The sequence below is a fragment of the Pseudomonas sp. S3_B11 genome, assembly GCF_054667715.1.
Genome location: NZ_CP162749.1, coordinates 173,645 through 196,406, shown reverse-complemented (window position 1 = coordinate 196,406; position 22,762 = coordinate 173,645). Strand labels below are relative to the sequence as shown.

Genomic DNA, 22,762 nt, shown 5'->3' with positions numbered 1-22,762 from the left:
ACACCCACCAACCCATGTGGGAGCGGGCTTGCTCGCGAAGGCGTCGGCTCAGCTACATGGATCTTCTCGCCTCAAGCCTTTCGAGTCCTCGGCAAGAAAATCGCCAACACCCCGAACAGCGGCAGGAACGAGCACAACCAGTACACATACTCGATGCCACGGATGTCCGCCAGGTGCCCCAGCAGCGCGGCGCCAATCCCGCCGAAACCGAACATCAGCCCGAAGAACACACCGGCGATCATCCCGACATTGCCCGGTACCAGTTCCTGGGCATACACCACGATGGCCGAGAACGCCGAGGCCAGGATGAAGCCGATGACCACGCTGAGGATGCTGGTCCACAACAGGTCGACATGAGGCAGGATCAGGGTGAACGGTGCCACGCCGAGGATCGAGAACCAGATCACCGCCTTGCGCCCGATCCTGTCGCCAATCGGTCCACCGAAGAAGGTCCCCGCCGCCACCGCCCCGAGAAACAGGAACAGGTGCAACTGCGAAGAGGCCACCGACAGGTCGAACTTCTCGATCAGATAGAACGTGAAGTAGCTGGTGAAACTGGCCATGTAGAAATACTTGGAAAACACCAGCAGCCCCAGCACCACCAGCGCACTCAAGACCCGTCCCTTGGATAGGCCATGCGTGGCCGCCTGGCCTTGCTTGAGTTTGAACAGGTTCAGGTGGTTGGCGTACCAACGGCTGATGCGGTACAGCACGAACAGCGCAAACAGGGCGAACAACCCGAACCAGGCCACATTGCCTTGCCCATAGGGAATGATGATCGCCGCCGCCAGCAGCGGGCCGAAGGCTGAGCCGGCGTTACCGCCCACCTGGAACGTCGATTGCGCCAGCCCGTAGCGGCCGCCCGAGGCCAATCGCGCCACCCGCGACGCTTCCGGATGAAAGGTCGACGAGCCTATCCCGATCAACGCCGCCGTCAACAGGATCAAGGCAAAACTGCCGACCATGGACATCATCACGATGCCGATCAGCGTGCACACCGTCCCAGCCGGCAGCAGCCAGGGCTTGGGGTGCCGGTCAGTGTGATAGCCGACCCAAGGCTGCAACAAAGAGGCGGTCAACTGGAACGTCAGCGTGATCAAGCCAACCTGCGTGAACGTCAGGCCATAGCTATCCTTGAGCATTGGATAAATCGAGGGCAGCACGGCCTGGATCAAGTCATTGATCAGGTGCGCCAGCGCCACGGCACCGATGATCCGCATGACCAACGGGCTGCTTTGCGCAGTGGCGGCAACGGCTGGGGTCTCGGCCTGGGTATTGCTGATAGCCATGGGAGTTTCCATACGACAGAGGGTGCACACGGGCAGGTGCGTCAATGTGCCATTTTTCGGTGCAGCAAGGCTATCCCCTTAGCTAGCTATCGACCTCGAAAAATTGCCGAAATCCAAGGTGATAGCCCTACGCCATGGTCTGAATCTTGCCTTGTTAATGGCCTACAACGCGGCTCCTTACAAAGGGGACCGAGAATGGGAAGTTTCGCTACAGAGCTGGCCTACCGAGCCGATTTGGACAAACTTTCGAGGCCTTTTAAAAGGGCACCTGTTTCAGCACTTGTGTAGAAAACGCACAAAAATAGTGCAAGGGTGTTCAGGGGAGTATGGGCATGCAGGCTTTTCTATCACCGGGAATCAGGTTGTTGGGGCATTTCGGCTTCGCCCGCAAATTCCAATTGCTGTTCCTGCTTTTTATCCTGCCGCTCATGGGCAGCCTGTGGCTCATCGGCCAGGACTATCGCGACAAACTCAGCCTGATTTCCGGGGAACGCGCCGGGGTGCGCCAATTGCTGGCCCTGGATAACCTGGACAACCTGCTCACCGCCCAGCGCAACCGCGCCGCCCGCTGGCGCGCCACCGAAACCAATCGGCAGCCGACACCCGCGACGCTGGCCGCCATGGCGGCGTATGACGCAGTGCAACCGGCCCTTACCCAGGCCGCCAGTGACCTGGGCAACGCCCTGCAAACCGAAGGGGCCGAGGCCGATACCCTCGCCCGCTATCAAGCCCTGCAAACCAGCCTCAACGGCCTGGATTCGAAGAGCCTGGGCAGCGTGGGCTGGTGGCCGGATGGCTACGACCGCTTCACCGCTGCCCTCAGCGCCCTGCAAGCCTTGCGCGAGCAGATGGTCATGGACAACCGCCTGACCCTCGCCTCCTGGCTGGAAACGTATTTGCTGACGCAGATTTCCACTCAGCAGACGCCGGACCTGATCGAACGGGTCGGTCGCCTGGCCAGCGTTGGACAAGCTTCCGTGGTATCAGGCCAGTTCACGTTGCAGAGTCGCCTGCAACTGCGGGACCTGCGCAGCCGTATCGGCGACGCCCGGGACCAGTTGGTCAAGACCGGAGCGCTGCTGGAAACCCGCCTGCCCAGCGATCTGCAAACCTGGGCCGGACAATACCAGGGCAGCCTCAAGCACTTGGATGCCGGCCTGAAAGTGTTGGATGACGGCGTGTTCGGCGGTTCCATCAATCTCAAGCCCGAAGACTTCGAGAAACACATGGACGCCCTCCTCGCCGACCTGGCGACCCTGCGGCAACAGTCACTGGTGGCACTGGATACGCGGCTGGACCACTACCACGGTTCGGCGATTCGCCAGTTCACCCTGGTAGCAACGGTACTGGGCTGCCTGCTGCTGGCGGCGCTGTATCTTTTTGTTTGCCTGCAATCGTCGATCCGGCGCAGCGCCAGCGGCATCACCCTGCTGGCCGAAGCCCTGCGCGACGGCAATCTCAGCTTGCAAGTGCCAGTGCAAGGACGCGATGAACTGGCGGCCATCAGCACCGCCCTCAACGTCGCCGTGGTGCAGCTGCGCAACAGCCTGCTGGGGGTGGACCACGAAACGTTGCAGTTGAGCGACGCCGTACGCACCCTCAATACCCACTCCAGCGGCGCCCTGGGCGAAGTCGAAGCCCAGCAGATGCAGATCAGCCAGATCGCTGCCGCCGCAACACAACTGGCCGCCACCTCCCAGGGCGTGGCGAAGAGTTGTGAACAGGCCTCCGATAGCGCCCAGCAGACCCGCCGCATCGCCACCGACAGCAGCCGCGACAGCCAACGCACCACGGCCAGCATCCAGCAGCTCAACCAGCGCCTCAACGAAACCGCCGCCGCACTGGGGCGGGTCAGCGAACAGGGGCAACAGATCCAACTGGTGGTCGATACCATTCGTGGCGTGGCCGAGCAGACCAATCTTTTGGCCCTCAATGCCGCCATCGAAGCCGCTCGCGCCGGGGAACAGGGCCGTGGTTTCGCGGTGGTGGCCGACGAGGTGCGCAGCCTGTCGCAACGCACCCAATCCTCCACGCAACAGATTGCCGCCACCGTCGACAGCCTGCGCGCCACGGTCAACGAAGCCGTCAGCCTGATGGAAGCCGCCTGCGGCCAGGCCCAGACCGACGCCCAAGCAGTCACCGGTCTTGGCGAACGGCTGGGAGAAATTGCCAGCGCGGTGCAAAGCGTCACCGACACCCTGGCGCAAATCGCCACCGCCGTGGATGAGCAAGCCAGCACCGCCGACGAGGTCAGCGGCAATATCCAGCAGGTCGACCAGGCAGCGATGCGTTTGCTTGAAGGCGCAAGGGCCGTGAACCTGGCGGCGGATACCCTGAGCCAGGGAAGCCGGGCCCTGAGTGCCAACACAGGGAGATTTCAGCTCGGTTGATAGCGATTTGCAGCGAGGATTGTTAAGCGGTTGAAAGCGCAGAGAAATATTTCAGATTTACGCTTGACACATCTTCGTTACCGGCGAATAATGCGCGCCACTTGGCTACATAGCTCAGTTGGTTAGAGCATAGCATTCATAATGCTGGGGTCCGGGGTTCAAGTCCCTGTGTAGCCACCAAGTACTAAAAACGGCCTATCGAAAGATAGGCCGTTTTTTTATGCCTCGAGAAAAGTGCCTGTCCTCTCAGGATTTGGTTGCCCCCCTGTGGCGAGAGGCCTTGTTGATTTGCGCCACACGCCTCGCATCGCTACAGTCGATCTCCATACCCCTGGCCCACGGATGGAGCGACACGTGCTTATAGATCTGAAACCAAACCTTCATCGTCTTTCAGCCGTTTCGTTGCTGGCTGTCGCGCTAACGCTTAGCGCCTGCAAGGCCCCGCCCTCCTCCTCCGCCACACCGGCATTGCCCGCTCCGCCGGAAATCACCTCAGGCTACCGCACCGATGTGCAGACCCGTTACGCCGACAAGCACATGGCGGCCGCGGCCAACCCGTTGGCGGCCGAGGCCGGGCGGGAGATGTTGCGACGCGGCGGCTCGGCCATCGACGCGGCGATTGCGATGCAAGCGGTGCTGACGCTGGTGGAACCACAATCTTCAGGTATCGGCGGTGGCGCGTTCATTGTGCTGTGGGATGGCAAGGCCGTGCGCACCTACGACGGTCGCGAAACGGCACCGGCTGGCGCCACCGAAAGACTTTTCCTGCAAGCCGACGGCAAACCCATGCCGTTTACCGCCGCTCAGATCGGCGGCCGCTCCGTGGGTACGCCGGGGGTGCTGCGCGCCCTGGAACTGGCCCATCGCAAACACGGGCGCCTGAAATGGGCGACACTGTTCGAGCCGGCCATCGCGCTGGCAGAGCAGGGTTTTGCAATCTCGCCCAGGCTGCATTCGTTGATCGCGACCGATCCGTCCCTGCCGGGCTCGCCGGACATGGCCGCCTACTTCCTGAACGCCGATGGCAGCCCGAAAGCCGTCGGTACGACACTGAAGAATCCAGCCTTGGCCGACGTGCTCAAGCGCATCGCCAACGAAGGCCCGGATGCGTTGTACAAAGGGCCGGTGGCCGAGGAGATGGTCGCCAAGGTGCGAGGTCATGCCAATCCAGGCAGCCTTTCGCTCAATGACCTCCAGGGCTACGCCGCCCGAGAGCGCGCGCCGTTGTGCTCCGACTACAAGCGCTGGCAAGTGTGCGGCATGGCCCCCCTTCTTCCGGCGGGATCGCCTTGGCGCAGATCCTCGGGACATTGCAGGCCCTGGAACAACGCAACAGCCACAATGCCCTCGCGCCGTTGAAACCACTCAAGACCGAAAAACCCGCCGGCCTCGAGCCCGCGCCCGAGGCGGCGCACTTGATCGCTGAAGCGGAACGCCTGGCCTACGCTGACCGCGCCCAGTACGTCGCCGACTCGGATTTTGTTCCCGTGCCGGTCAAAGGCCTGGTCGACCCGGGCTATCTGGCCAGCCGCGCAGGCCTGATCGGCGCACGCAGCATGGGCGTCGCCAAGCCCGGGACACCGCCGGGCATTCAAGTGGCCTATGCGCCGGACCGTTCGCCACTGCGCATTTCCACCTCGCAAGTGGTGGCGGTGGATGACCAGGGCGGTGCAGTGTCCATGACCACCACGGTGGAATCGGCGTTTGGCTCGCACTTGATGGTCCAGGGTTTCATGCTCAACAACCAGATGACTGACTTCTCGTTCATCCCTGAAGAAAACGGGCAAAAAGTCGCCAACCGCGTCGAACCCGGCAAACGCCCGCGCTCGTCCATGGCGCCGACGCTGATCTTCGATCGTCAAAGTGGTGAGCTGCTGGCCGCTGTTGGTTCACCGGGCGGCTCGCAAATTATCGAATACGTCGCCAAGTCAGTGATTGGCCTGCTCGACTGGAACCTGGACCCGCAAACCGCCATCAACTTCCCCAACTTCGGCAGCCGCAACGGCCCCACCGAACTGGAAAAGGGGCAGTTCAGCCCGACGCTGATCCAGGCGCTGAAAGACAAAGGCCATGCGGTAAGCGAGATCGACATGAACAGCGGCACCCAGGCGATCGTCCGGGTGCGTGATGCACAAGGGAAAACGTCGCTGGCCGGCGGCGCGGACCCGCGGCGCGAAGGTGCCGCGCTGGGGGATTGAGCGCTCGCCGATCAGGTTGAGTCAGCGTGCAAGGATGTTGAATGTGTGGCCGCCATCGCGAGCAAGCTCGCTCCCACAGGAGGTGGCGGCGAACACAATATCAAGGCTATTCAGGGAGAACTGTGGGAGCGAGCCTGCTCGCGATGACGGCGGCTCGCTCAGCAGTTTTCCTCAGGTCGATAGCTGGTTGGCAAACTGGCTCACCGCATCGACCACCTTCTTCGCCCCGTCCTGGATCTCGACGATCACCGTGCCCGCCTCGGCGGCCAGGGCCAGGCCGTGCTCGGCCTGGTGCTGACCGTCGGTCATCAGGGCCACGGCATTGCGGGCCATGTCCTGGTTCTGGCGGACCACGCCAACGATTTCATCGGTCGCCTGGCTGGTGCGCGATGCCAGTTGTCGCACTTCATCGGCCACCACCGCAAAACCGCGACCTTGCTCGCCGGCCCGGGCCGCTTCGATCGCGGCGTTGAGCGCCAGCAGGTTGGTTTGTTCGGCGATGCCGCTGATGGTCTTGACGATGGTACCAATCACCAGGGATTGCTCGTTCAACGCCTCGATGCCTTCACCAGCGGTTTGCATGTGCCGGGCCAGGTCGCGCATCACCTCCACGGCCTGGGTCACCACCGTCGTGCCGCGCTGGGCGGTGTTGTCGGTCTGCAGCGAGGTGCTGTAGGCGATGCTGGCCGCATCAGCGACGGCTTTTTCCTGGTTGACCTGGTCGGTGATGTTGGTGGCGAACTTGACCACTTTGTACAGTCGATCGTTGGCATCGACCACCGGGTTGTAGGAGGCTTCCAGCCAGACCTCACGACCGTTGCTGTCGAGACGCTTGAAGCGGCCGGCCACGAATTCACCGCTGTTCAGGCGTTTCCAGAACTGCTGGTAGGCCGCACTGTTGTATTCCTCGGGTTCACAAAACGTGCGGTGATGCTTGCCCTTGATCTGCGCAAGGCTGTAACCCATGGCATTGAGGAAACGATCATTGGCCGTCAGCACGTGACCACCCAAATCGAATTCGATCACCGCCGTTGAACGCACCAACGCACCGATGAGGTTTTCATGCTCGCGAGAGGCCTCGATGGTGCGGGTCAGGTCATTGGAATACATCGAAAAATAGCGGATCCGCCCGTCTGCACCCCGTACAGGCTGGAGGATCGAACGCAGCCAGGCTTCCTGGCCATTGCCTCGCAGCAGGCGCACGGCACCGGAAAAGTGCTCGCCACGGGTCAGCGCCGACTTGAAACGAACCTGGAACTCATTGGATTTCAAATACGCAGGGACCAGTTCATCCACAGGCCGGCCGATCAAGTCCTGGCTCTTGTAGCGCATCTCGTCGAGGAAATTCTGATTGACCGATTGAATCCGTCCATCGGCATCCAGGGTGAGGCCAAGCATTTCGCGATCCAGGCTTTCCTTGACTTGCGCAAGGCTGGACAGTTCTTGGCGAAGAGCCAGCAGCTCCTGCTTCAGGCGGTTGTTGAACATGGGCAGCTCCGACAGCAGGAGAATTAAATGCTGTTCCCTAGCCATCGGCCCGGCGATTTTTTTCTAAAGAGCACCACGAGCCCCTGGTGAAAATATTCCAGGACGCCCCTCGAACCCGATAAGCCTCCCATGGTCACTGGATTGTTCTACTGTTGCGCCTGCCCCTTGAAGCCTTTGCCGCCATCAATACCCATAACCATAAAAACGAGGTAATTGCCGTGACCACCGACATCGAAGACAGCCGTTCCGCCCGCTTCGCCTTGCGCTGTTCCAGTTTCGCCGAGCGCTGGTTCCCCGACTCCTGGGTCTTCGCCGCGCTGGCGGTGCTGGTGGTCGCCGTGGCGACACAATTCATCGGCGCCACGCCCACGGCGGCAGCCATGGCGTTCGGCGACGGCTTCTGGAGCCTGATCCCGTTCACCATGCAAATGGCCTTCGTGGTGATCGGCGGATACGTGGTCGCCAGCTCGCCACCGGCCGTCAAATTGATTGACCGCCTGGCACGGATTCCGACCAACGGCCGCTCCGCTGTGGCGTGGGTGGCGCTGATCTCCATGGTCGCGTCGTTGCTCAACTGGGGCCTGTCGTTGGTGTTTGGCGGTTTGCTGGTGCGCGCCCTTGCCCGGCGCACCGACTTGAAAATGGACTATCGCGCCGCCGGGGCCGCTGCTTACCTGGGCCTGGGCGCAGTGTGGGCCCTGGGCTTGTCTTCGTCGGCAGCGCAATTGCAGGCCAACCCGGCCAGCCTGCCGCCCTCGATCCTGTCCATTACCGGCGTCATTCCCTTTACCCAGACCATTTTTCTCTGGCAGTCCGGGGTCATGTTGCTGGCGCTGATCGTGATTTCCCTGATTGTCGCCTACGCCACCGCCCCCGGGCCGAACAGCGCCCGTGACGCCGCCGCTTGTGGTATCGACCCCAGTTTCAGCATGCCGGCGTTGCAGCCGCGTACCCGCCCAGGAGAATGGCTGGAGCACAGTCCGCTGCTGATCATCGCCCTGGTGCTGTTGGCGGCCGGCTGGCTGTTCCACGAGTTCTCGACCAAGCCTGCGATCAGTGCCATTTCCGGGCTCAACACTTATAACTTCCTGTTCATCATGCTGGGCGCCTTGCTGCACTGGCGGCCGCGCAGCTTTCTCGACGCCGTGGCTCGCGCGGTGCCGACCACCACCGGCGTGTTGATCCAGTTTCCGTTGTACGGCTCGATCGCCGCGCTGCTGACCACGGTCAAAGGCAGCGATGCCCAGACCCTGGCCCACCACATCTCGACCTTTTTCGTACAAATCGCCTCCCATGACACCTACGCCTTGTTGATGGGCGTCTATTCGGCGGTACTGGGCTTCTTCATTCCTTCTGGCGGCGGCAAGTGGATCATTGAAGCGCCCTACGTCATGCAGGTGGCCAACGACCTGAACTATCACCTGGGCTGGGCGGTGCAAATCTATAACGCCGCCGAAGCGCTGCCGAACCTTATCAACCCGTTCTACATGCTGCCGTTGCTCGGGGTCCTGGGGCTGAAGGCCAGGGACCTGATCGGTTTTTCCTTCGTGCAGCTGCTGGTGCATACGCCGTTGGTGCTGGCGCTGCTATGGGCGCTGGGGACAACATTGAGTTATTTGCCGCCAGTGATGCCATAAAGCCATAAAAAAGGGCCGATATTTCCATCGGCCCACTTCTTCTTCGGCCCGGTCTGTTTCAGTATGGATGCGCCCTGTTTCGAGGGGCCCACACGCTGAAAAGGATCTGAGCATGTCCAAACTCGCCGTACTTTCTTTTGCCGCCCTGGCCTTCAGTGCCGCCGCCCACGCCACCGACATTGACGTACAACTGGGTAGCACCGAACGCGTCACCCGTCTCTTTGCCTTCCCCAATAACTGCAACGTCATCTGCTTTCGCGACTGGACCCTGGAACAGACCGTCGAGCACTACCTGACTCAAAGCGTGCAGCGCGACGGCTACGGCACGGCCAAGGTCCACGTCAAAATCGATAACGACAAGGTCTATGCCAGCATCAGCGGCGTACCGAAGAGCTACGGCCAACCACTCAAGGCCCTGCTCGACGCCGGTGACCTGGCGTACAACGGTGCCTCGAAACTCAACAGCGACAAGAAATGGTCCTACAACTGGTATCTGTTCCTGCCGCTGGGCATGGCCCTGGAAAACCGCAAGAGTGTCGAGTTGCTGCACTTCCCGCCGGACTACTCCCTGACCCAGGCCCAGGACTACCTGGAGTCGGCCACCACCGACCGTTGGGCCACGCTGCTGACCGTCAACGGCATTGCGGTTGAACAGACGCCGGCCTACCAGACCATTATCGACATCGCGCCCATCGCGGCACCGTCCAATGCTGGCAGCACATTGGAAGGGCTCTACAGCTACTTCAACGATTACCAAACCACCATGGTCACACAGGTCACCCAAACCGCCAGCGGCGCCGCATTGCCGATGGTGGCCTTCGGAGCGCCCGTTCGGAACTGGATCAAGACCCAGTACGGCCAGACCGTGAATGTGCTCAGCTTGGCGACTATCACAACCGGCAGCGGGGTCAAGGTTCCGGTCCTGGGCTCCAACCATCCGAGCTACATCTGGTACGCCGCCGACAAGGACAACTACGAGGGCGACGAAGCCAAGGCCGATGCCGCTGGCCTGAAAGTCATGGGCCAGGACCTGAGCGCTGCATGCTGGCAGGCCGGCATGGGCAGCAAGCCGGGCACCGACCCGAACACCCTGCTGAACCAGTGCACGCAGACCTGGCAGGTCACGCAGAAGGAGAAAACCTGCGAGTTGTTCTACACCTCGGTTCGGAAGTTGAGCGAGGAAGACGCAGCGAAAAAATGCGAGACACCGGCGATCAAGTCGCAACTTCCACAACTGAAGGTGCCCATGCCGCTGCCTGCCGAGGCGGTCTAAACCTAGAGGCGCCTTCCCGCGTAGGCTGGCGCTGACGCGGGGAAGCGCCTTTGGCACCTGTCAGAGTCGACAGTAGATGACGCCCCCGACTTGGGCGAAGCTATCAAGGTTTTTTAAACGACCGCCGGCAGGATCGCCAGCGCCAGAAAGTCGAGTGTTTAGCACCGACAAGGACTGTCATGACCACGTTCATTACAGATCGCGCCTGCTCACAGTACCGGGATTGCATCTACCCGGAAAAACCACTCAGTACCCGCCTGGGCTACCCCTCGGTGCACGACTTCGAAGTGCGTCGCACGACCGACGGCCGCGGCAACGCCATCATCGCCCGCAAATCATTCGCACCCATGGAGAGGATGTGCAGGGTTTCGGGGCTGCTGGTGAGCCGACGGCGCCTGCACACGCTGCAGATCCTGCCGGACGTCCACATGTATGACCCGCGCTTCGCCGGATTGCTGCTGCATTCCTGCAACCCGAATGTCTTCCTCGACATGAGCGAACTGTGGCTGTGGTCACTGGCCCACATCGATGAAGGTGACTGCCTGACGATGGACTACGCCAGTACCGAACAGAAACTGTATCGACAGTTCGCCTGCCGGTGCGGTTCACCCAACTGTCATGGCTGGATTACCGGCTATGACGAACCGCCCAATGAGCAGGGAATGAAGTTTCTACGGCACTGGCGCCGACAATGTCACCGCGACTGACGAACCGGACTCAAGGCGCGTCGACCGGACGCAGCCGATACTGTGGCGGCAACTGTTCGAAACCGCTGATCGTGGTGTCCAGGCTCTTCCAGCGTCCATCCTTGATGCCGTAGATGCAGCCATGGATCGACAGTTTCTGCCCGCGATGCCAGGCGTTCTGCACTATGCTGGTATGGCCGACGTTGGCCACCTGCTGGATCACGTTCAGCTCGCACAGCCGGTCGACACGTTCCTCCTCGGTCGGCAATTGGCCCAACGCCTCGCGATGTTCGTAGTACAGGTCGCGAATCGAGCGCAGCCAACCGTCGATCAGGCCCAGTTGCCGGTCCTGCATCGAGGCACGCACACCGCCACAGCCGTAATGGCCAGTGACCAGGATGTGTTTGACCTTGAGCACGTCCACCGCGTACTGGATCACCGACAGGCAGTTGAGATCCGTGTGCAGCACTACGTTGGCCACGTTGCGGTGTACGAACAGATCGCCCGGCAGCATGCCGACGATCTCGTTGGCCGGCACCCGCGCATCGGAACAGCCGATCCACAGGTATTCCGGGGTTTGCTGACGAGCCAGCTTGGAGAAGAAGTCAGGATCTTCCTGCTTGATCGCATCGGCCCAACGCGCGTTGTTATCAATCAGATCTTGTAATTCGTTCATGCTGTCTAGCCTCGATTGAGAGTGCGCAACTGTGACAAACGACCGCCGGTCGAGGTCACGTCGGCGATGCATTGGAATTCCTGGATGCGCTGCCGGTCGACACCAGTAAGGCCCACAGTATGAGGAATTGCCATGAATGATTCACGACGCCCCTTCGATGCGACGCAACCGGAACCCATTGACGACAATGAGGATCGCATGGGCTCGATGCATGAACTGGAGTTCGACGAAGAAGAACCCAGCGCGAAGATCGGTGACGAACTGCCGGAAAACGAACGCGAGCACCTGATGCCTCGCGAACGCGTCCGTGAAGTCGGGATGACCGGGGCTTCGACGGATGATCACGAATCGACCGATGACGACATGAGCCCGGAAACCCTCATCCACGAAGACGGCGCCCGGGACGCCCACGAGACCGGGGACGACGAACAGGCAGACTGGGACCTGAGCGTGGTGGATGAAAATGATATTGGCGGGGGCGATGGGCTGGACGAAGCGGAAATGGCGGATATCGATCCGCTGGATGGCAAGCGCTGACCCGACAATCGCCATCGCGAGCAAGCTCGCTCCCACAGTGGTTTTGTGTTTGGCCTCGGATTTAATGTACACCGCCAAGCCCCTGTGGGAGCGAGCTTGCTCGCGATAGCCGTGGCTCAGTTTGCATCAATGTTGGATGTACCGCCGTCTTCGCGAGCAGGCTCGCTCCCACAGGGGGGCGTGGCAGTTCAGTCCACCAAGGTACAAGCCATGACCACCGCATCCTCACGCCCACCCACCGCCGGGTAGTAATCCCGGCGCCGGCCAATTTCATTGAAGCCATAGCGCTCATACAGCCGGAACGCCGTGCGGTTGCTGTCGCGCACTTCCAGGAAACACTCCCGGGCCTCCGCCTTGTAGGCAATCGACATCAAGTGTTCCAACAGGCGCAAACCCAGGCCTCGGCCCTGGTTTTCCGGTTTGACGGTGATATTGAGCAGGTGCGCCTCATCCAGGATGATCTGCACCACGCCATGGCCCACTTGCTGCTGGCCTTCGAACATCAGCCAGATCTGGTATTTGCCCAGACCGTCGAGAAATATCCCCCGGGTCCAGGGGTGGCTGTAGGCGGCGTATTCGATTTTCAGTACAGCGTCGAGGTCCGCCTCGGTCATCGGGCGGAACGATACAGCGTCACTCATTCGATTCTTTCCAGCGCGCCATCAGCCGGCGCATGGCTTGCCAGACATCAGCCTTGCGCTGTGGCGTTTCCATTAACAGTTCCAACCCGGGCAACGCCCAGGCCGAGCCCAGGCCTTCGACCTGCAATTCACGATTGAACGCTTCGGCATCCGCCTCGCCGGCAAACTTCACCGCCGGCAGGCCGATCAGCCACAGGCACACGCAGGGCTCGTCTTCGAGGCGCGCCGAAACGAACCCCTGGACAAAATCCCGCGCCGCTTCGGGCCCCTGGTCCATGGTGCCGCGCGACAACAGCGGCCAGCGCACCGGTTCGCCAATGATCTGCGGGCTATCCGGCAGACCGGCGGCGCGCAGCATGTCCTTGAGCAGCAAGTAGGCTGGATCGCGGCTTTGAAACGGCTCCCCCGTGGGCAACTCCACCAACAGCAGGCAACGCCCGGCCCGCAGCAGTTGCAGGGCGAAACGCGGCGGCGCGACGTAGGGGGCCTTGGGCGGTGCCTCGACAACCTCTTCCACCGGCTTGGCGTTGGTACGGGTCGAGGCCAGGCTCGGACGCGGCACTTCGATTTTTGGCCGTTCGACCACGGGCGCCACCGGCTCGGCGACCGTCTTGGCCACAGGCGCGGTCACGACCGGCGCGATGTACTCGGGCTCGGGCGTTTCCAGCAGCTCGGGCCGCGACGGGGCGGCGAACGGCAATTCGGTACGCGGCAGCCAGTTGACCACCTGCATGGCGGTCAGATAGGCGCGGCGACGGGACTCGATAAGCAAGGGTCGGCCACTTGTGGATAACTGAAAGTGGGAGGGATTCTACCGCCCTTCGAGGCGGATCGCTTCCCTGTTGAGCCAATAGTTGATCGATAGCAAACGACAGTCCGTCCAAGGGGTGAATCGCAACCGGCCCGATGCAGTACAATTGCCGCTTTTAATTGCCAACCCGACGGCCATTGCGATGATCGAACCCAAGCGCGTCTTGCGCGCCCTCGCTGAACACTGGGCATTGCTGGAACCTTTGTGCGAGCACTTCGACCAGGGCACCCTGAGCCTCAACGAATTGCGTTCACAGTTGGCCGCCCAACAACTGGACAGCACGCCCCAGGACATCACCAGCCTGCTGGATGTGTGGATCCGCCTGGACATTCTCGTACCGGTGGCGAAAAGCCCGAACCGCTTCGAGCTCAACGCCCAGATCCATGACTTCCTCGCCTACCTGCGCCGCGAGCACCGCCTGGGCCTGTGCCTGGAGATCGAAGCCTACCTGCGCCACCTCGAACGCCTGGCCGGCTACATCCAGGACGCCTTCGACATTCGCGACGGCAACGACCTGGCCCGCCAACTGCGCCTGCTGGACATGCGCGTGCGCGACGTGCTCAAGAAACTCGCCAACGACGAACAGGCCCTGGTGGCCGTGGCCGAGCGGGCCAAGACCAGCGACCGGCAGATCCCGCTGCGCCAGCGTTACGCCGAAGTGTTGGCGACCTGGGACGAATACGTCGAGCCGATGATTCAACTGGTGAACGCCGACGGCGCCTTCGAGCAAGGCGTGCGCAAGGTCGAGAACGTGCTGTTGCGCATGCTCACCGAACAGCAGCGCCTCGGCCATCTGGTGGACGACGACATGCTGCTGCGCACCCACGCGCGCATTCTCGAGATGCAGACCAGCGCCCAGTTGACCCTGCGGCATGCCCGTGAACTGCTCCTGCCACTGCGCGAAGAAGCCCGCCGGCATAACGCCGTGACCCGTGGCGCGGCTTTGGCCCTGGCGGCCATTCGTCGCAAAGGCATCGATGCCGTGCCGCAGGCCGCCATGCCGATGTTTACCCGGCCGCAAAGCACGTTCCTGGGCAGCGCCAGCCAGGTCGAAGCCTATGTCTATGCGCTGGCCCGTTTCGAGCCGAAACCGGCGCGCTTCCCCAAGTCCCACAAGACCCACAAGGGCGGCGAGGCACCGCGTGCGCCACGCACCGTGCGCGAGATGGTCGAGCGCTGCGAAGACGCCCTGCCGATGCCGGACCTGATGACCTGGCTGCTGGAACAGGAACCGGACGGCGCCACCGACGAATTGCTGTACTGGTTCTCGCGCCTGTCGCGGGAAAAACGTTTCAAGCGCGAGCGTCTGGAACGCCGCGACTATCACACTCACGAGCATCAGGTCAGCCTGCGCTCCTTCGCCCTGCTCTCGGCCGGCGACACCGCCGCCGAGGATTCTGCGAGCATCCCCCATGCATCTTGATCTATCCGAACTGTCACAGCTGGCGCCGATCTTCCGCGAGCTGTTCAAGGGTTACCACGTCAGCCGCCGCGACCCGGAGCTGTACGCACAACTGTCGAACTTCCAGGACCAATACCGCACGCTGTTCAAGGCCCTGGGCTTCGAACTGGTGTGCGACACCCGTGGCTTCTATTACTTCGTGCCGGACCTGGCCGCCGCGGCGGTGAACAAGACCGCCCAGCGCCTGGCCCTGTTCACCTTCATCCTGGTCGAGCACCTGGCCGACCAGGGCCGCGACCCAATTGCCGTGCTCGACGGCGGCAGCCTGGGCCGCGATGAGCTGCCGTCGCTGCTGGAAAAATACCGCGACCTGTTCATCCAGGCCGAAGTACAGACCCAGGAAGAGTTGGAAGAAAAAATCATGCGACGCATGACCCAACTGGGTTTTGCCAGTGAAGAAAATGGCGTTTACCGCTTCCTGCCGCCGATGCATCGCTTCCTCGACGTGTGCCTGTCGGTCCAGCAGGACCGCGACCTGGCCGCCAGCCTGCACAGCGTGCTGCCGTTGCCGGTGCCCGTGCTGATCGACGAAGACAGCGACGAAAAACTGCTGCAGACCGATGATCCGCTGGACCTCAGCGAATTTGAAGGTGAGAGCGAAGAAGACGCACTGGCCCGCGCCATTGCCGAAGAACAGGAGACCGACGCATGAGCAAGGAACGCTACGGCATCCGCCGCTTTGCCCTTTTGAACACCGCCGGCTACAGCCTCGGTCTGTTCCCGCTGGAAGAACCGCTGTCGGTCTATGGCGCGAACAACCTCGGGAAATCCGCCTCGATCAACGCCTTGCAGTTCCCGATCCTGGCGCGCATGTCGGACATGAGCTTCGGCAAGTACAGCCTGGAACAATCCCGGCGTTTCTACTTTGCCTCGGACACCAGCTACATCCTGGTGGAAGTCGCCCTGCCCCACGGCCCGCACGTGATTGGCGTGGTCGGTCGCGGCCCTGGCGGCGGTTTCGGTCACCAGTTCTTTGCCTACGCCGGCAAACTGGACTTGGCCCATTATCAGAAAAATGACACCTGCCTGCGTCAGAAAGAACTGTTCACCAACCTGGAGCGCGAAGGCCTGAAAGCTTACGAACTCAAGCCGGATGAACTGCGACGCCTGCTGGTGGGTGGCCACACCTCGATCCCGCTGGACCTGACGCTGATCCCGCTGCGCTCCACCAGCGAGCAAAGCCTCAAGACCTTCCGCGCGCTGTTCATCAACCTGCTGCACATGCGCGAAATCACCGCGGCCAAGCTCAAGCAACTGTTCCTCGACGCGTTCGAGCACAGCCTGCGTTCCGGTAGCGTGGACTACATCGCCGCGTGCGAAGAAGCCTTCCGCGACGTACGCCGCATGGAGCAGGACTACAACTCCCTGGTGGCGGCCGGTCCGCTGGTGGAAGCCCTGGCCAATGGCGTGAAGCAGCGCGATGTCCTGCGGGGCAAACTGCATCGCCTCTCGCCGCTACTCGATTCGTTGCTGGGCACCTGGTCGGACTACGCCAGTGCGCGCAAGGAAGAGCTGACCATCCAGGCCGAACACTACCGCAACGAACAGGATTCGCTGCAGAACGACCAGCGCGGCGGCACTCAGGAGCTGATGCGCCTGGAGCGGGAAATCAGCGGCATCCAGCGTTGGCTCGGCGAACTGTCGGTGCTCAAGCATCGCTTTGCCCTGGTGGATGACGTCAAGGTCCTGGAGCAGCAACTGCTCGCCGCCAAGGACGCCCACGACGAACTGGCCGGCGCCCTGGCCCAGTCCCGGCAGTTCAGCGCCGAGGACCTGGAGGAGCGCCTGCGGGACCTGGAAAAACGCCTGAAGTCGGTCAAGCAGCAACTCGATCACGCCGACAACAACAGCTATGCCCGCCTGCGGGAAGAGTTCTCGCAGCAGGACGTCGAACGCCTGATGCGCCTGTTCAACAGCGCCCTGTTCAGCCTGCCGCTGGGCGAACACGGCATCGCGCTGGACGAGAATGGCGAGTGGGTCAAATCCATGGAGCTGATCCTCGACGGCTTCAAAGGCGAGCGCTTCGAAGTGCCGGGCCTGTCCATCGACCTGTCCCACATCGAGCCGCCTGCCCTGCAAGCCCTGGCCGACCGTGCCGCGTTGCGCGACCAGAAAGAACGCCTGGAAAAAGAACTCAAGCAGCTCAAGACCCAGCAAGCCGTGGCCGCCGACCGCGCCGCGAGCAAGACCCAGACCGAAGCGCTGTACCAGCAGGTCCTCGATGCGCAGAAAGCCCTGGAAGACTTCCGCCGCAGCCAGACCCTGAGTGCCGAAGAAGGCGAGAAACTCGAGCAACTGGCGCAAATGGAAGCCGCCCAGGACGAACTCAAGCGCTCCAGCGATGCCTTCACCGAGCGCGTCCAGCAGTTATCCGCCAAGTTGCAGTTGGTGGGCCGGCAGATCGCCGACATGGAAGCCAAGCAACGCACCCTCGACGACGCCCTGCGCCGTCGTCAATTGCTGCCGGCGGACCTGCCGTTCGGCACGCCGTTCATGGACCCGGTCGACGATTCCATGGACAACCTGCTGCCGCTGCTCAATGACTACCAGGACAGCTGGCAAGGGCTGCTGCGGGTCGACGGCCAGATCGAAGCGCTGTATGCCCAGGTGCGCCTCAAGGGCGTGGCCAAGTTCGACAGCGAAGACGACATGGAGCGACGCCTGCAACTGCTGATCAACGCCTATGCCCACCGCACCGACGAAGCCCTGACCCTGGGCAAGGCGCGCCGTGCGGCCGTGACCGACATCGCCCGGACCCTGCGCAACATCCGCAGCGACTACGACAGCCTCGAGCACCAACTGGCGCTGTTCAACCGCGAGATCAACAAGCGCCAGGTGTCCAACCTGCAGAGTTTCCGGATCGTCCTGGCGCCGAACAAGGAAGCGCTCAAGCACATCGACCAGATCATCCACAGCGCCGGCCAGTACGAGGAAGGCGAGACGCTGTCGGTGTTCGACCTCAGCCAGAGCGCCGAGCAGGACAACAAGAACGAAGAAGCCAAGGAATACCTGGCGCGGCTGGTGGCGGCGAACCATAACCAGCTCGGTCTCAAGGACCTGTTCGAGCTGGCGTTCGAGATCACCAAGGTCAACGGCCAGCCAGTGATCCACACCGACATCGACGGCGCGGCGTCCAACGGCACCACAATGACCATCAAGGCGCTGACCAACATGTACTTGTTGCTGCACCTGATGGACCGCGAACAGGCCGGCCGCGTGCGTCTGCCGTACTACCTGGACGAAGCCGCGGACATCGACGAGAAAAACCAGGCCGCCCTGCTGGAAACCAGCCTGCAACTGGGCTTCGTGCCGATCCTGGCCAGTGTGAAGCCGCAAGTCTGCGCCAGTGTCGCCATCGACCTGGAAGGTGGCAGCGGCCCGAACGGCATCTACATCGACGAAGCGGACTGGAAGTACATCCGTCGTCACGATGCGGTGAAGGCCACGGTGAATGTCCAGGCCGACGAGCCGGAGCTGGATTCGGTGTGAGGTGAATTACCGGGCATGAAAAAGGCCGCGATCCATTGGATCGCGGCCTTTTTTATTGCGCTGGTTTTGAGTCGTCAGTGCAACTGATGGCCTCATCGCGAGCAAACTCGCTCCCACAGGTTTGGCGTCGTTCATGGCAATCAAGTACGACATTCATCCATTGTGGGAGCGAGCCTGCTCGCGATGGCGTCAGAACAGACTAACGCCACTCCAATCACTTACCGAGACTGATCTTCGGCGCCCAAGTCAGCCATTCATCTTCAAACTTATCGAACAGTGGGAAAGTCTGCTCCGGTCGAGCCGGATTGCCCATTCGTTCGCCATCCGGTGTTGCGAACGCAATGCCGCCCTGGATAAGCGTTTCAAGCGACTCGGTGCGCACCGTCGCGCCCTTGAACAGACCGAAGTCCAGACCGAAACCACTGCTATTCCAGAAACGCGTGCCGCTGCGCACCAGCGGCGCATACTTGGGCTCGATCAGGATATGGATCAGCACCCGGTCCGCGGTCTGGCCCAGTTCATAACCGGTGACCTTGCCCACCGTAATCTCGCGGTAGGTCACCGGTACGCCGATCTTCAACGAACCACGGCGGGCCGCGCTCAGCACCAGGCTCAGTCCTGCTTCGGGCACAGCGCTTTCCGGTGGATTGGCCAGGGCCACGAAGCTTTTCTGCGGCCCGAGGTTTTTCGCCGAAGGCTGCACTTCAATGTATTGGCCGGTTACCAGCGTTTCCAGGTTGGAGGTCTTCATCAACCCCAACTCCGGCTTGACCACCCAGAACTGGGACCCGACCCGGGCGATGCGCTCCGGCACTTCGGTGATACGCGCCGTGAGCAGCACCGATTGCATATCGGCGCTGAGATCAACATCCTCGATCTTGCCCACATCCAACCCTTTGAACCGGATCGGCGTACCACTGCGCAAACCATCGGCGCGATCGACCTTGATCGTGACCTCAGTGCCTCGCTGTTGTGCAGCTTCGTGATCGGCGAACAGGCGGAAACGGGGAATACGTCTTTTCAGCGGCACATTCGGTTCCGGAGTTTCGAAGGCAATCCCACCAGCCATCAGGCTTTGCAGGGACTCGCTCTTGACCTGGATCCCGCCCGTCAAACCTCCCGTAAGCGTGATACCACTGGCGTTCCAGAAACGTGTCGAGCCGTTGACCAGCCCTTCGTACTCCTTCTCGATGTGCACACCAATGATCAGCTGCTTCTTCTTGCGGGAGAACTGATAGCTCTGCACCGACCCGACCTTGACCTGCTTGTAGAGGATCGGACTGCCGACCTCCAGCGATCCGAGGTTTTCGGTCAGCAGGACCAGGTGCAGCCCCGGGGAACGCAAGTCCAGTGGTGGAGCTTTTGCCCGGGCTTCGAACTCCCGTTGCGGCGCGCCGCCCTTGTCACCCGGTCGCACGGCAATGTAGTTGCCCTTGACCAACGCTTCCAGGCCGGTGATACCCGCCAGCGAGATCGATGGCTTGACGACCCAGAACTGCGTGCCGGTTACCAGGTAATCTTCGGCCAAGGGGTCCAGGGTCAATTCAGCCGTGGCGCTGGCCAAGTCCGGATCAACCTTGAGGTTCTTCAGGCTGCCGACCTGGATACCTTTGTACATGACCGGCGTACGACCGGCCTGCAACCCTTCGAAATCGCTGAGCTTGACCTTCACTCGAATGCCCGCCGCAGCGGCGTCAAAGTCTTCGTAAAGACGGAACGGCAGGCTTGGGTCCGTCGGCGGGCTGTCCTTGCGGCTTTCCGGCGTGGCGAAGGCAATCCCTCCGGCCACGATGCTGGCCAGGGACTCGCTGCGCACTTTGACGCCCGAGAGGTTGGCATCGATGCTGATGCCACTGGCATTCCAGAAACGCGTGTGTTTGCGCACCAGGCTGGCATAGGTCGGCTCGATGAAGATTTTGATCTCGACCTTGCTCTGATCCTCCGATAGCAGGTAGCTCTTCACCTGACCGACCTGAATCTGTTTGTAGAACACCGGGCTGCCACGGTTCAGCGAACCCAACCGATCAGCCTTGAGGGTCAAGTGCAACCCCGGCTTGGCATCCGACAGCGGCGGCTCTTCGGCCAGGGCCTTGAATTTACGGGCCGACTCCCCTTCACCTGGGCTGATAGCCACATAGTTACCCGAGACCAGGGTTTCCAGGCCAGTGATCCCGGCCAGACTCACGCTCGGCTTGACCAGCCAGAAACGTGTTCCGGTCTTGAGGTACTGCTCGACGTCCTTGTTCATCTCGATGGTCGCGACCACCCCCTTGGAGCTGCCTTCGTCATCGAGGGTAAGAGCCGTCACTTTGCCGACCGTCATCCCTTTGTAGACGACTTCGGTTTTGTTGACCTGGATGCCTTCTCCGCTCTCAAAGCGCACATTGATCTCGATTCCGGTCTCGTTATAAGCCCGCCAGCCGAGCCAGCCGCCGATGATCAAGGCAATCAACGGCAGGACCCAGATGGCCGACCAGTTCGAAGCCGGTCGAGTTTTAGCGGTAGGCAAATCAGTCATGGTCGTCATCCGACTCCGTGTTATCCCAAATCAGTCGGGGATCGAAGGTTACTGCGGCAATCATTGTCAAAATCACTACGCTGGCAAAAGCGATCGCGCCGAGACCGGCTTCGACACTGGCGAGCCGTCCGAAATTCACCACGGCCACCAAAATGGCGATCACGAAAATATCCAGCATCGACCAGCGACCAATGAACTCGATGAAACGGTACATAAGGATGCGTTGCTGCGCCGACATAGGCTGATGCCGCTGAACGGAAAACAACAACAAGGCGATGCCCACCAGTTTGAAAGTGGGTACGACGATGCTGGCGATGAACACCACGGCAGCAATAGGAATCATGCCGTGTTGAACCAGCTCGATGACGCCGGCCATGATGGTACTCGGGGCGCCCTGGCCCAGCGAGTTGATAGTCATGATCGGCAACATGTTGGCCGGAATATAAAGAATCGCGGCCGTGATCAACAATGCCCAGGTCCGCATCAAGCTGTTCGGGCGACGGGGGTGAACCAGCGCACCGCAGCGAGTACAGGTTTGGTTATCGGCCTCAGCATCCTGCCGATTCAACTCGTGGCACTCCGTACAGATCAGAATCCCTGCATCAATCGCCCGCATGGGCATCTTCTCCTGATAACGCCTGCCAGATCTGATGGGGTGACATCACCACCTCCAGCCAGACCTGGACCAGCAACAAACTGATGAAGCACACCAGGCCAAGGCCTACGGTGATGGCCGCCATGTCTGCCAACTTGACGATGGCCACCAGCACCCCCATGAGGTAGACCTCAAGCATCCCCCAGTCTCGTAGATGGTGATAAATGCGATACAGCAACAAACCGTAACTACGGCCAAAGTCCAAGCGAATGGACAACAGCACCACCAACTGACAAAGCAACTTGAGTAGTGGAATTCCCATGCTGCACAGGAACACCACTGCCGCGATGCCTTGCATACCGGTATCAAACAGGCCGACCACCCCACTCCAAACGGTGTCCTGGGAGGACTGCCCGAGCAGATTGAGTTCCATGATGGGTAAGAAGTTGGCCGGCACATATAACAGCAGGGCCGCGATAACCAAGGCAAGGCTGCGTTCAACTACATTGTGCCGGTGAGCATAGAGCTCATAGCCACAACGGGGGCACTCGGCTTTTTCACCATGGGCCAGCTGAGGCTTGCGCATCAACAGGTCGCACTCATGACACGCCACCAGATCGCTCAGGGGCAGATCTGACAACCTATCAATGTCTGACGGATCGGGCATAAACAGCTCTGGCTCAGCTAAGGTGGGGCTATTCTAGTGCTCCGGCTCGGAAATAACTGTGCAAATTTATCACGAGCTTTCGCAGACTTTCCTGGGCGCAAAAACAAAACCCCTACCTGCATCAGCAGATAGGGGTTTCGAATTTAATCTTGACGATGACCTACTCTCACATGGGGAAACCCCACACTACCATCGGCGATGCATCGTTTCACTGCTGAGTTCGGGATGGGATCAGGTGGTTCCAATGCTCTATGGTCGTCAAGAAATTCGGGTACTGAGTCGTGGCCAGTTGGCCTCGCTTCAGCAAATTGGGTATGTGATAGCTTCGGTGTTTTGTGAGATTCGAACTTTCGGTTCGTTTCGTCTTCACACACCGCAATCTGGTCTCGTTCGCTTTTCAGCTCG

At 61.1% G+C, this 22,762-nt stretch carries 16 protein-coding genes, 1 tRNA gene, 1 rRNA gene and 3 pseudogenes; 10 read left to right on the top strand and 11 right to left on the bottom strand.

What is annotated here, in order from left to right:
- Positions 1 to 71: 71 nt before the first annotated feature.
- Positions 72 to 1,289 carry an MFS transporter gene (locus tag AB4O22_RS00930; RefSeq protein WP_460095773.1) on the bottom strand — a complete coding sequence of 406 codons (1,218 nt, stop codon included), beginning with the start codon at positions 1,287 to 1,289 and terminating at the stop codon, positions 72 to 74.
- Positions 1,290 to 1,621: 332 nt separating this feature from the next.
- Here AB4O22_RS00930 and AB4O22_RS00925 point away from each other — a divergent pair, with 332 nt between their 5' ends.
- The 3 genes and pseudogenes from AB4O22_RS00925 (at position 1,622) to ggt (ending at position 5,877) form a co-directional block, all read left to right on the top strand.
- A complete protein-coding gene (locus AB4O22_RS00925; protein WP_223472794.1) occupies positions 1,622 to 3,679 on the top strand; it encodes a methyl-accepting chemotaxis protein in 2,058 nt (685 codons plus the stop codon).
- Between the two features lie 103 nt (positions 3,680 to 3,782).
- Positions 3,783 to 3,859, top strand: a tRNA-Met gene (locus AB4O22_RS00920).
- A gap of 162 nt (positions 3,860 to 4,021) precedes the next feature.
- Positions 4,022 to 5,877 (top strand): annotated as a pseudogene (ggt, locus tag AB4O22_RS00915) (gamma-glutamyltransferase).
- 171 nt (positions 5,878 to 6,048) lie between these two features.
- Here the strand turns inward: ggt and AB4O22_RS00910 are convergent.
- A pseudogene (locus tag AB4O22_RS00910) lies at positions 6,049 to 6,480 on the bottom strand (methyl-accepting chemotaxis protein); the annotation flags it as partial.
- Positions 6,481 to 6,588: 108 nt separating this feature from the next.
- Positions 6,589 to 7,275 (bottom strand): annotated as a pseudogene (locus AB4O22_RS00905) (PAS domain-containing protein); the annotation flags it as partial.
- 308 nt (positions 7,276 to 7,583) lie between these two features.
- Here AB4O22_RS00905 and AB4O22_RS00900 point away from each other — a divergent pair.
- From AB4O22_RS00900 to AB4O22_RS00890, 3 genes are all read left to right on the top strand, one after another.
- Positions 7,584 to 9,002 (top strand): short-chain fatty acid transporter, encoded by a 1,419-nt coding sequence (locus AB4O22_RS00900; RefSeq protein WP_003205576.1) that lies wholly within the window; start codon positions 7,584 to 7,586, stop codon positions 9,000 to 9,002.
- Between the two features lie 112 nt (positions 9,003 to 9,114).
- Positions 9,115 to 10,275, top strand: a complete 1,161-nt coding sequence (locus AB4O22_RS00895; RefSeq protein ID WP_223472796.1) for a hypothetical protein — start codon at positions 9,115 to 9,117, stop codon at positions 10,273 to 10,275.
- Positions 10,276 to 10,454: 179 nt separating this feature from the next.
- Entirely contained in the window at positions 10,455 to 10,982 is a 528-nt protein-coding gene (locus AB4O22_RS00890) for an SET domain-containing protein (protein WP_223472797.1), read from the top strand.
- A 10-nt stretch (positions 10,983 to 10,992) separates the two neighbouring features.
- Here AB4O22_RS00890 and can read toward each other — a convergent pair whose 3' ends face one another.
- The gene (can, locus tag AB4O22_RS00885; RefSeq protein WP_003205581.1) at positions 10,993 to 11,637 is read right to left on the bottom strand and encodes a carbonate dehydratase; all 645 of its coding nucleotides are present in this window, start codon (positions 11,635 to 11,637) and stop codon (positions 10,993 to 10,995) included.
- Positions 11,638 to 11,642: 5 nt separating this feature from the next.
- On the bottom strand, positions 11,643 to 11,771 hold the full coding sequence (locus AB4O22_RS00880; RefSeq protein ID WP_256365268.1) for a hypothetical protein: 129 nt from the start codon (positions 11,769 to 11,771) through the stop codon (positions 11,643 to 11,645).
- Here AB4O22_RS00880 and AB4O22_RS00875 point away from each other — a divergent pair.
- A complete protein-coding gene (locus AB4O22_RS00875) occupies positions 11,770 to 12,174 on the top strand; it encodes a serine kinase/phosphatase (RefSeq protein ID WP_460095770.1) in 405 nt (134 codons plus the stop codon). The genes AB4O22_RS00880 and AB4O22_RS00875 overlap by 2 nt on opposite strands.
- 188 nt (positions 12,175 to 12,362) lie before the next feature.
- Here AB4O22_RS00875 and rimI read toward each other — a convergent pair whose 3' ends face one another.
- Positions 12,363 to 12,815 (bottom strand): ribosomal protein S18-alanine N-acetyltransferase, encoded by a 453-nt coding sequence (rimI, locus tag AB4O22_RS00870; RefSeq protein ID WP_003205585.1) that lies wholly within the window; start codon positions 12,813 to 12,815, stop codon positions 12,363 to 12,365.
- A complete protein-coding gene (locus AB4O22_RS00865) occupies positions 12,808 to 13,587 on the bottom strand; it encodes a hypothetical protein (protein ID WP_064106943.1) in 780 nt (259 codons plus the stop codon). Before AB4O22_RS00865 ends, rimI begins: the two co-directional genes overlap by 8 nt.
- A gap of 181 nt (positions 13,588 to 13,768) precedes the next feature.
- Between AB4O22_RS00865 and mksB the strand changes: the two genes are divergently transcribed.
- Genes mksB through mksF form a run of 3 tightly spaced genes read left to right on the top strand, consistent with a single transcriptional unit; the run spans position 13,769 to position 18,577 of the window.
- Positions 13,769 to 15,049, top strand: a complete 1,281-nt coding sequence (mksB, locus tag AB4O22_RS00860; RefSeq protein WP_041476417.1) for an Mks condensin complex protein MksB — start codon at positions 13,769 to 13,771, stop codon at positions 15,047 to 15,049.
- On the top strand, positions 15,039 to 15,740 hold the full coding sequence (gene mksE, locus AB4O22_RS00855; RefSeq protein ID WP_003205590.1) for an Mks condensin complex protein MksE: 702 nt from the start codon (positions 15,039 to 15,041) through the stop codon (positions 15,738 to 15,740). Before mksB ends, mksE begins: the two co-directional genes overlap by 11 nt.
- Positions 15,737 to 18,577 (top strand): Mks condensin complex protein MksF, encoded by a 2,841-nt coding sequence (mksF, locus tag AB4O22_RS00850; RefSeq protein ID WP_367861796.1) that lies wholly within the window; start codon positions 15,737 to 15,739, stop codon positions 18,575 to 18,577. The genes mksE and mksF overlap by 4 nt, the downstream gene beginning before the upstream one ends.
- Positions 18,578 to 18,791: 214 nt before the next feature.
- Here the strand turns inward: mksF and AB4O22_RS00845 are convergent, their stop codons facing one another.
- From AB4O22_RS00845 to rrf, 4 genes are all read right to left on the bottom strand, one after another.
- Positions 18,792 to 21,095, bottom strand: coding sequence for a PqiB family protein (locus tag AB4O22_RS00845; protein ID WP_003205594.1), 2,304 nt, complete (start codon positions 21,093 to 21,095; stop codon positions 18,792 to 18,794).
- A complete protein-coding gene (locus AB4O22_RS00840) occupies positions 21,088 to 21,711 on the bottom strand; it encodes a paraquat-inducible protein A (protein WP_013694217.1) in 624 nt (207 codons plus the stop codon). Before AB4O22_RS00840 ends, AB4O22_RS00845 begins: the two co-directional genes overlap by 8 nt.
- Positions 21,698 to 22,357, bottom strand: a complete 660-nt coding sequence (locus tag AB4O22_RS00835) for a paraquat-inducible protein A (protein WP_072344579.1) — start codon at positions 22,355 to 22,357, stop codon at positions 21,698 to 21,700. Before AB4O22_RS00835 ends, AB4O22_RS00840 begins: the two co-directional genes overlap by 14 nt.
- Positions 22,358 to 22,504: 147 nt before the next feature.
- A 5S ribosomal RNA gene (gene rrf, locus AB4O22_RS00830) occupies positions 22,505 to 22,620 on the bottom strand.
- Between the last annotated feature and the right edge of the window lie 142 nt (positions 22,621 to 22,762).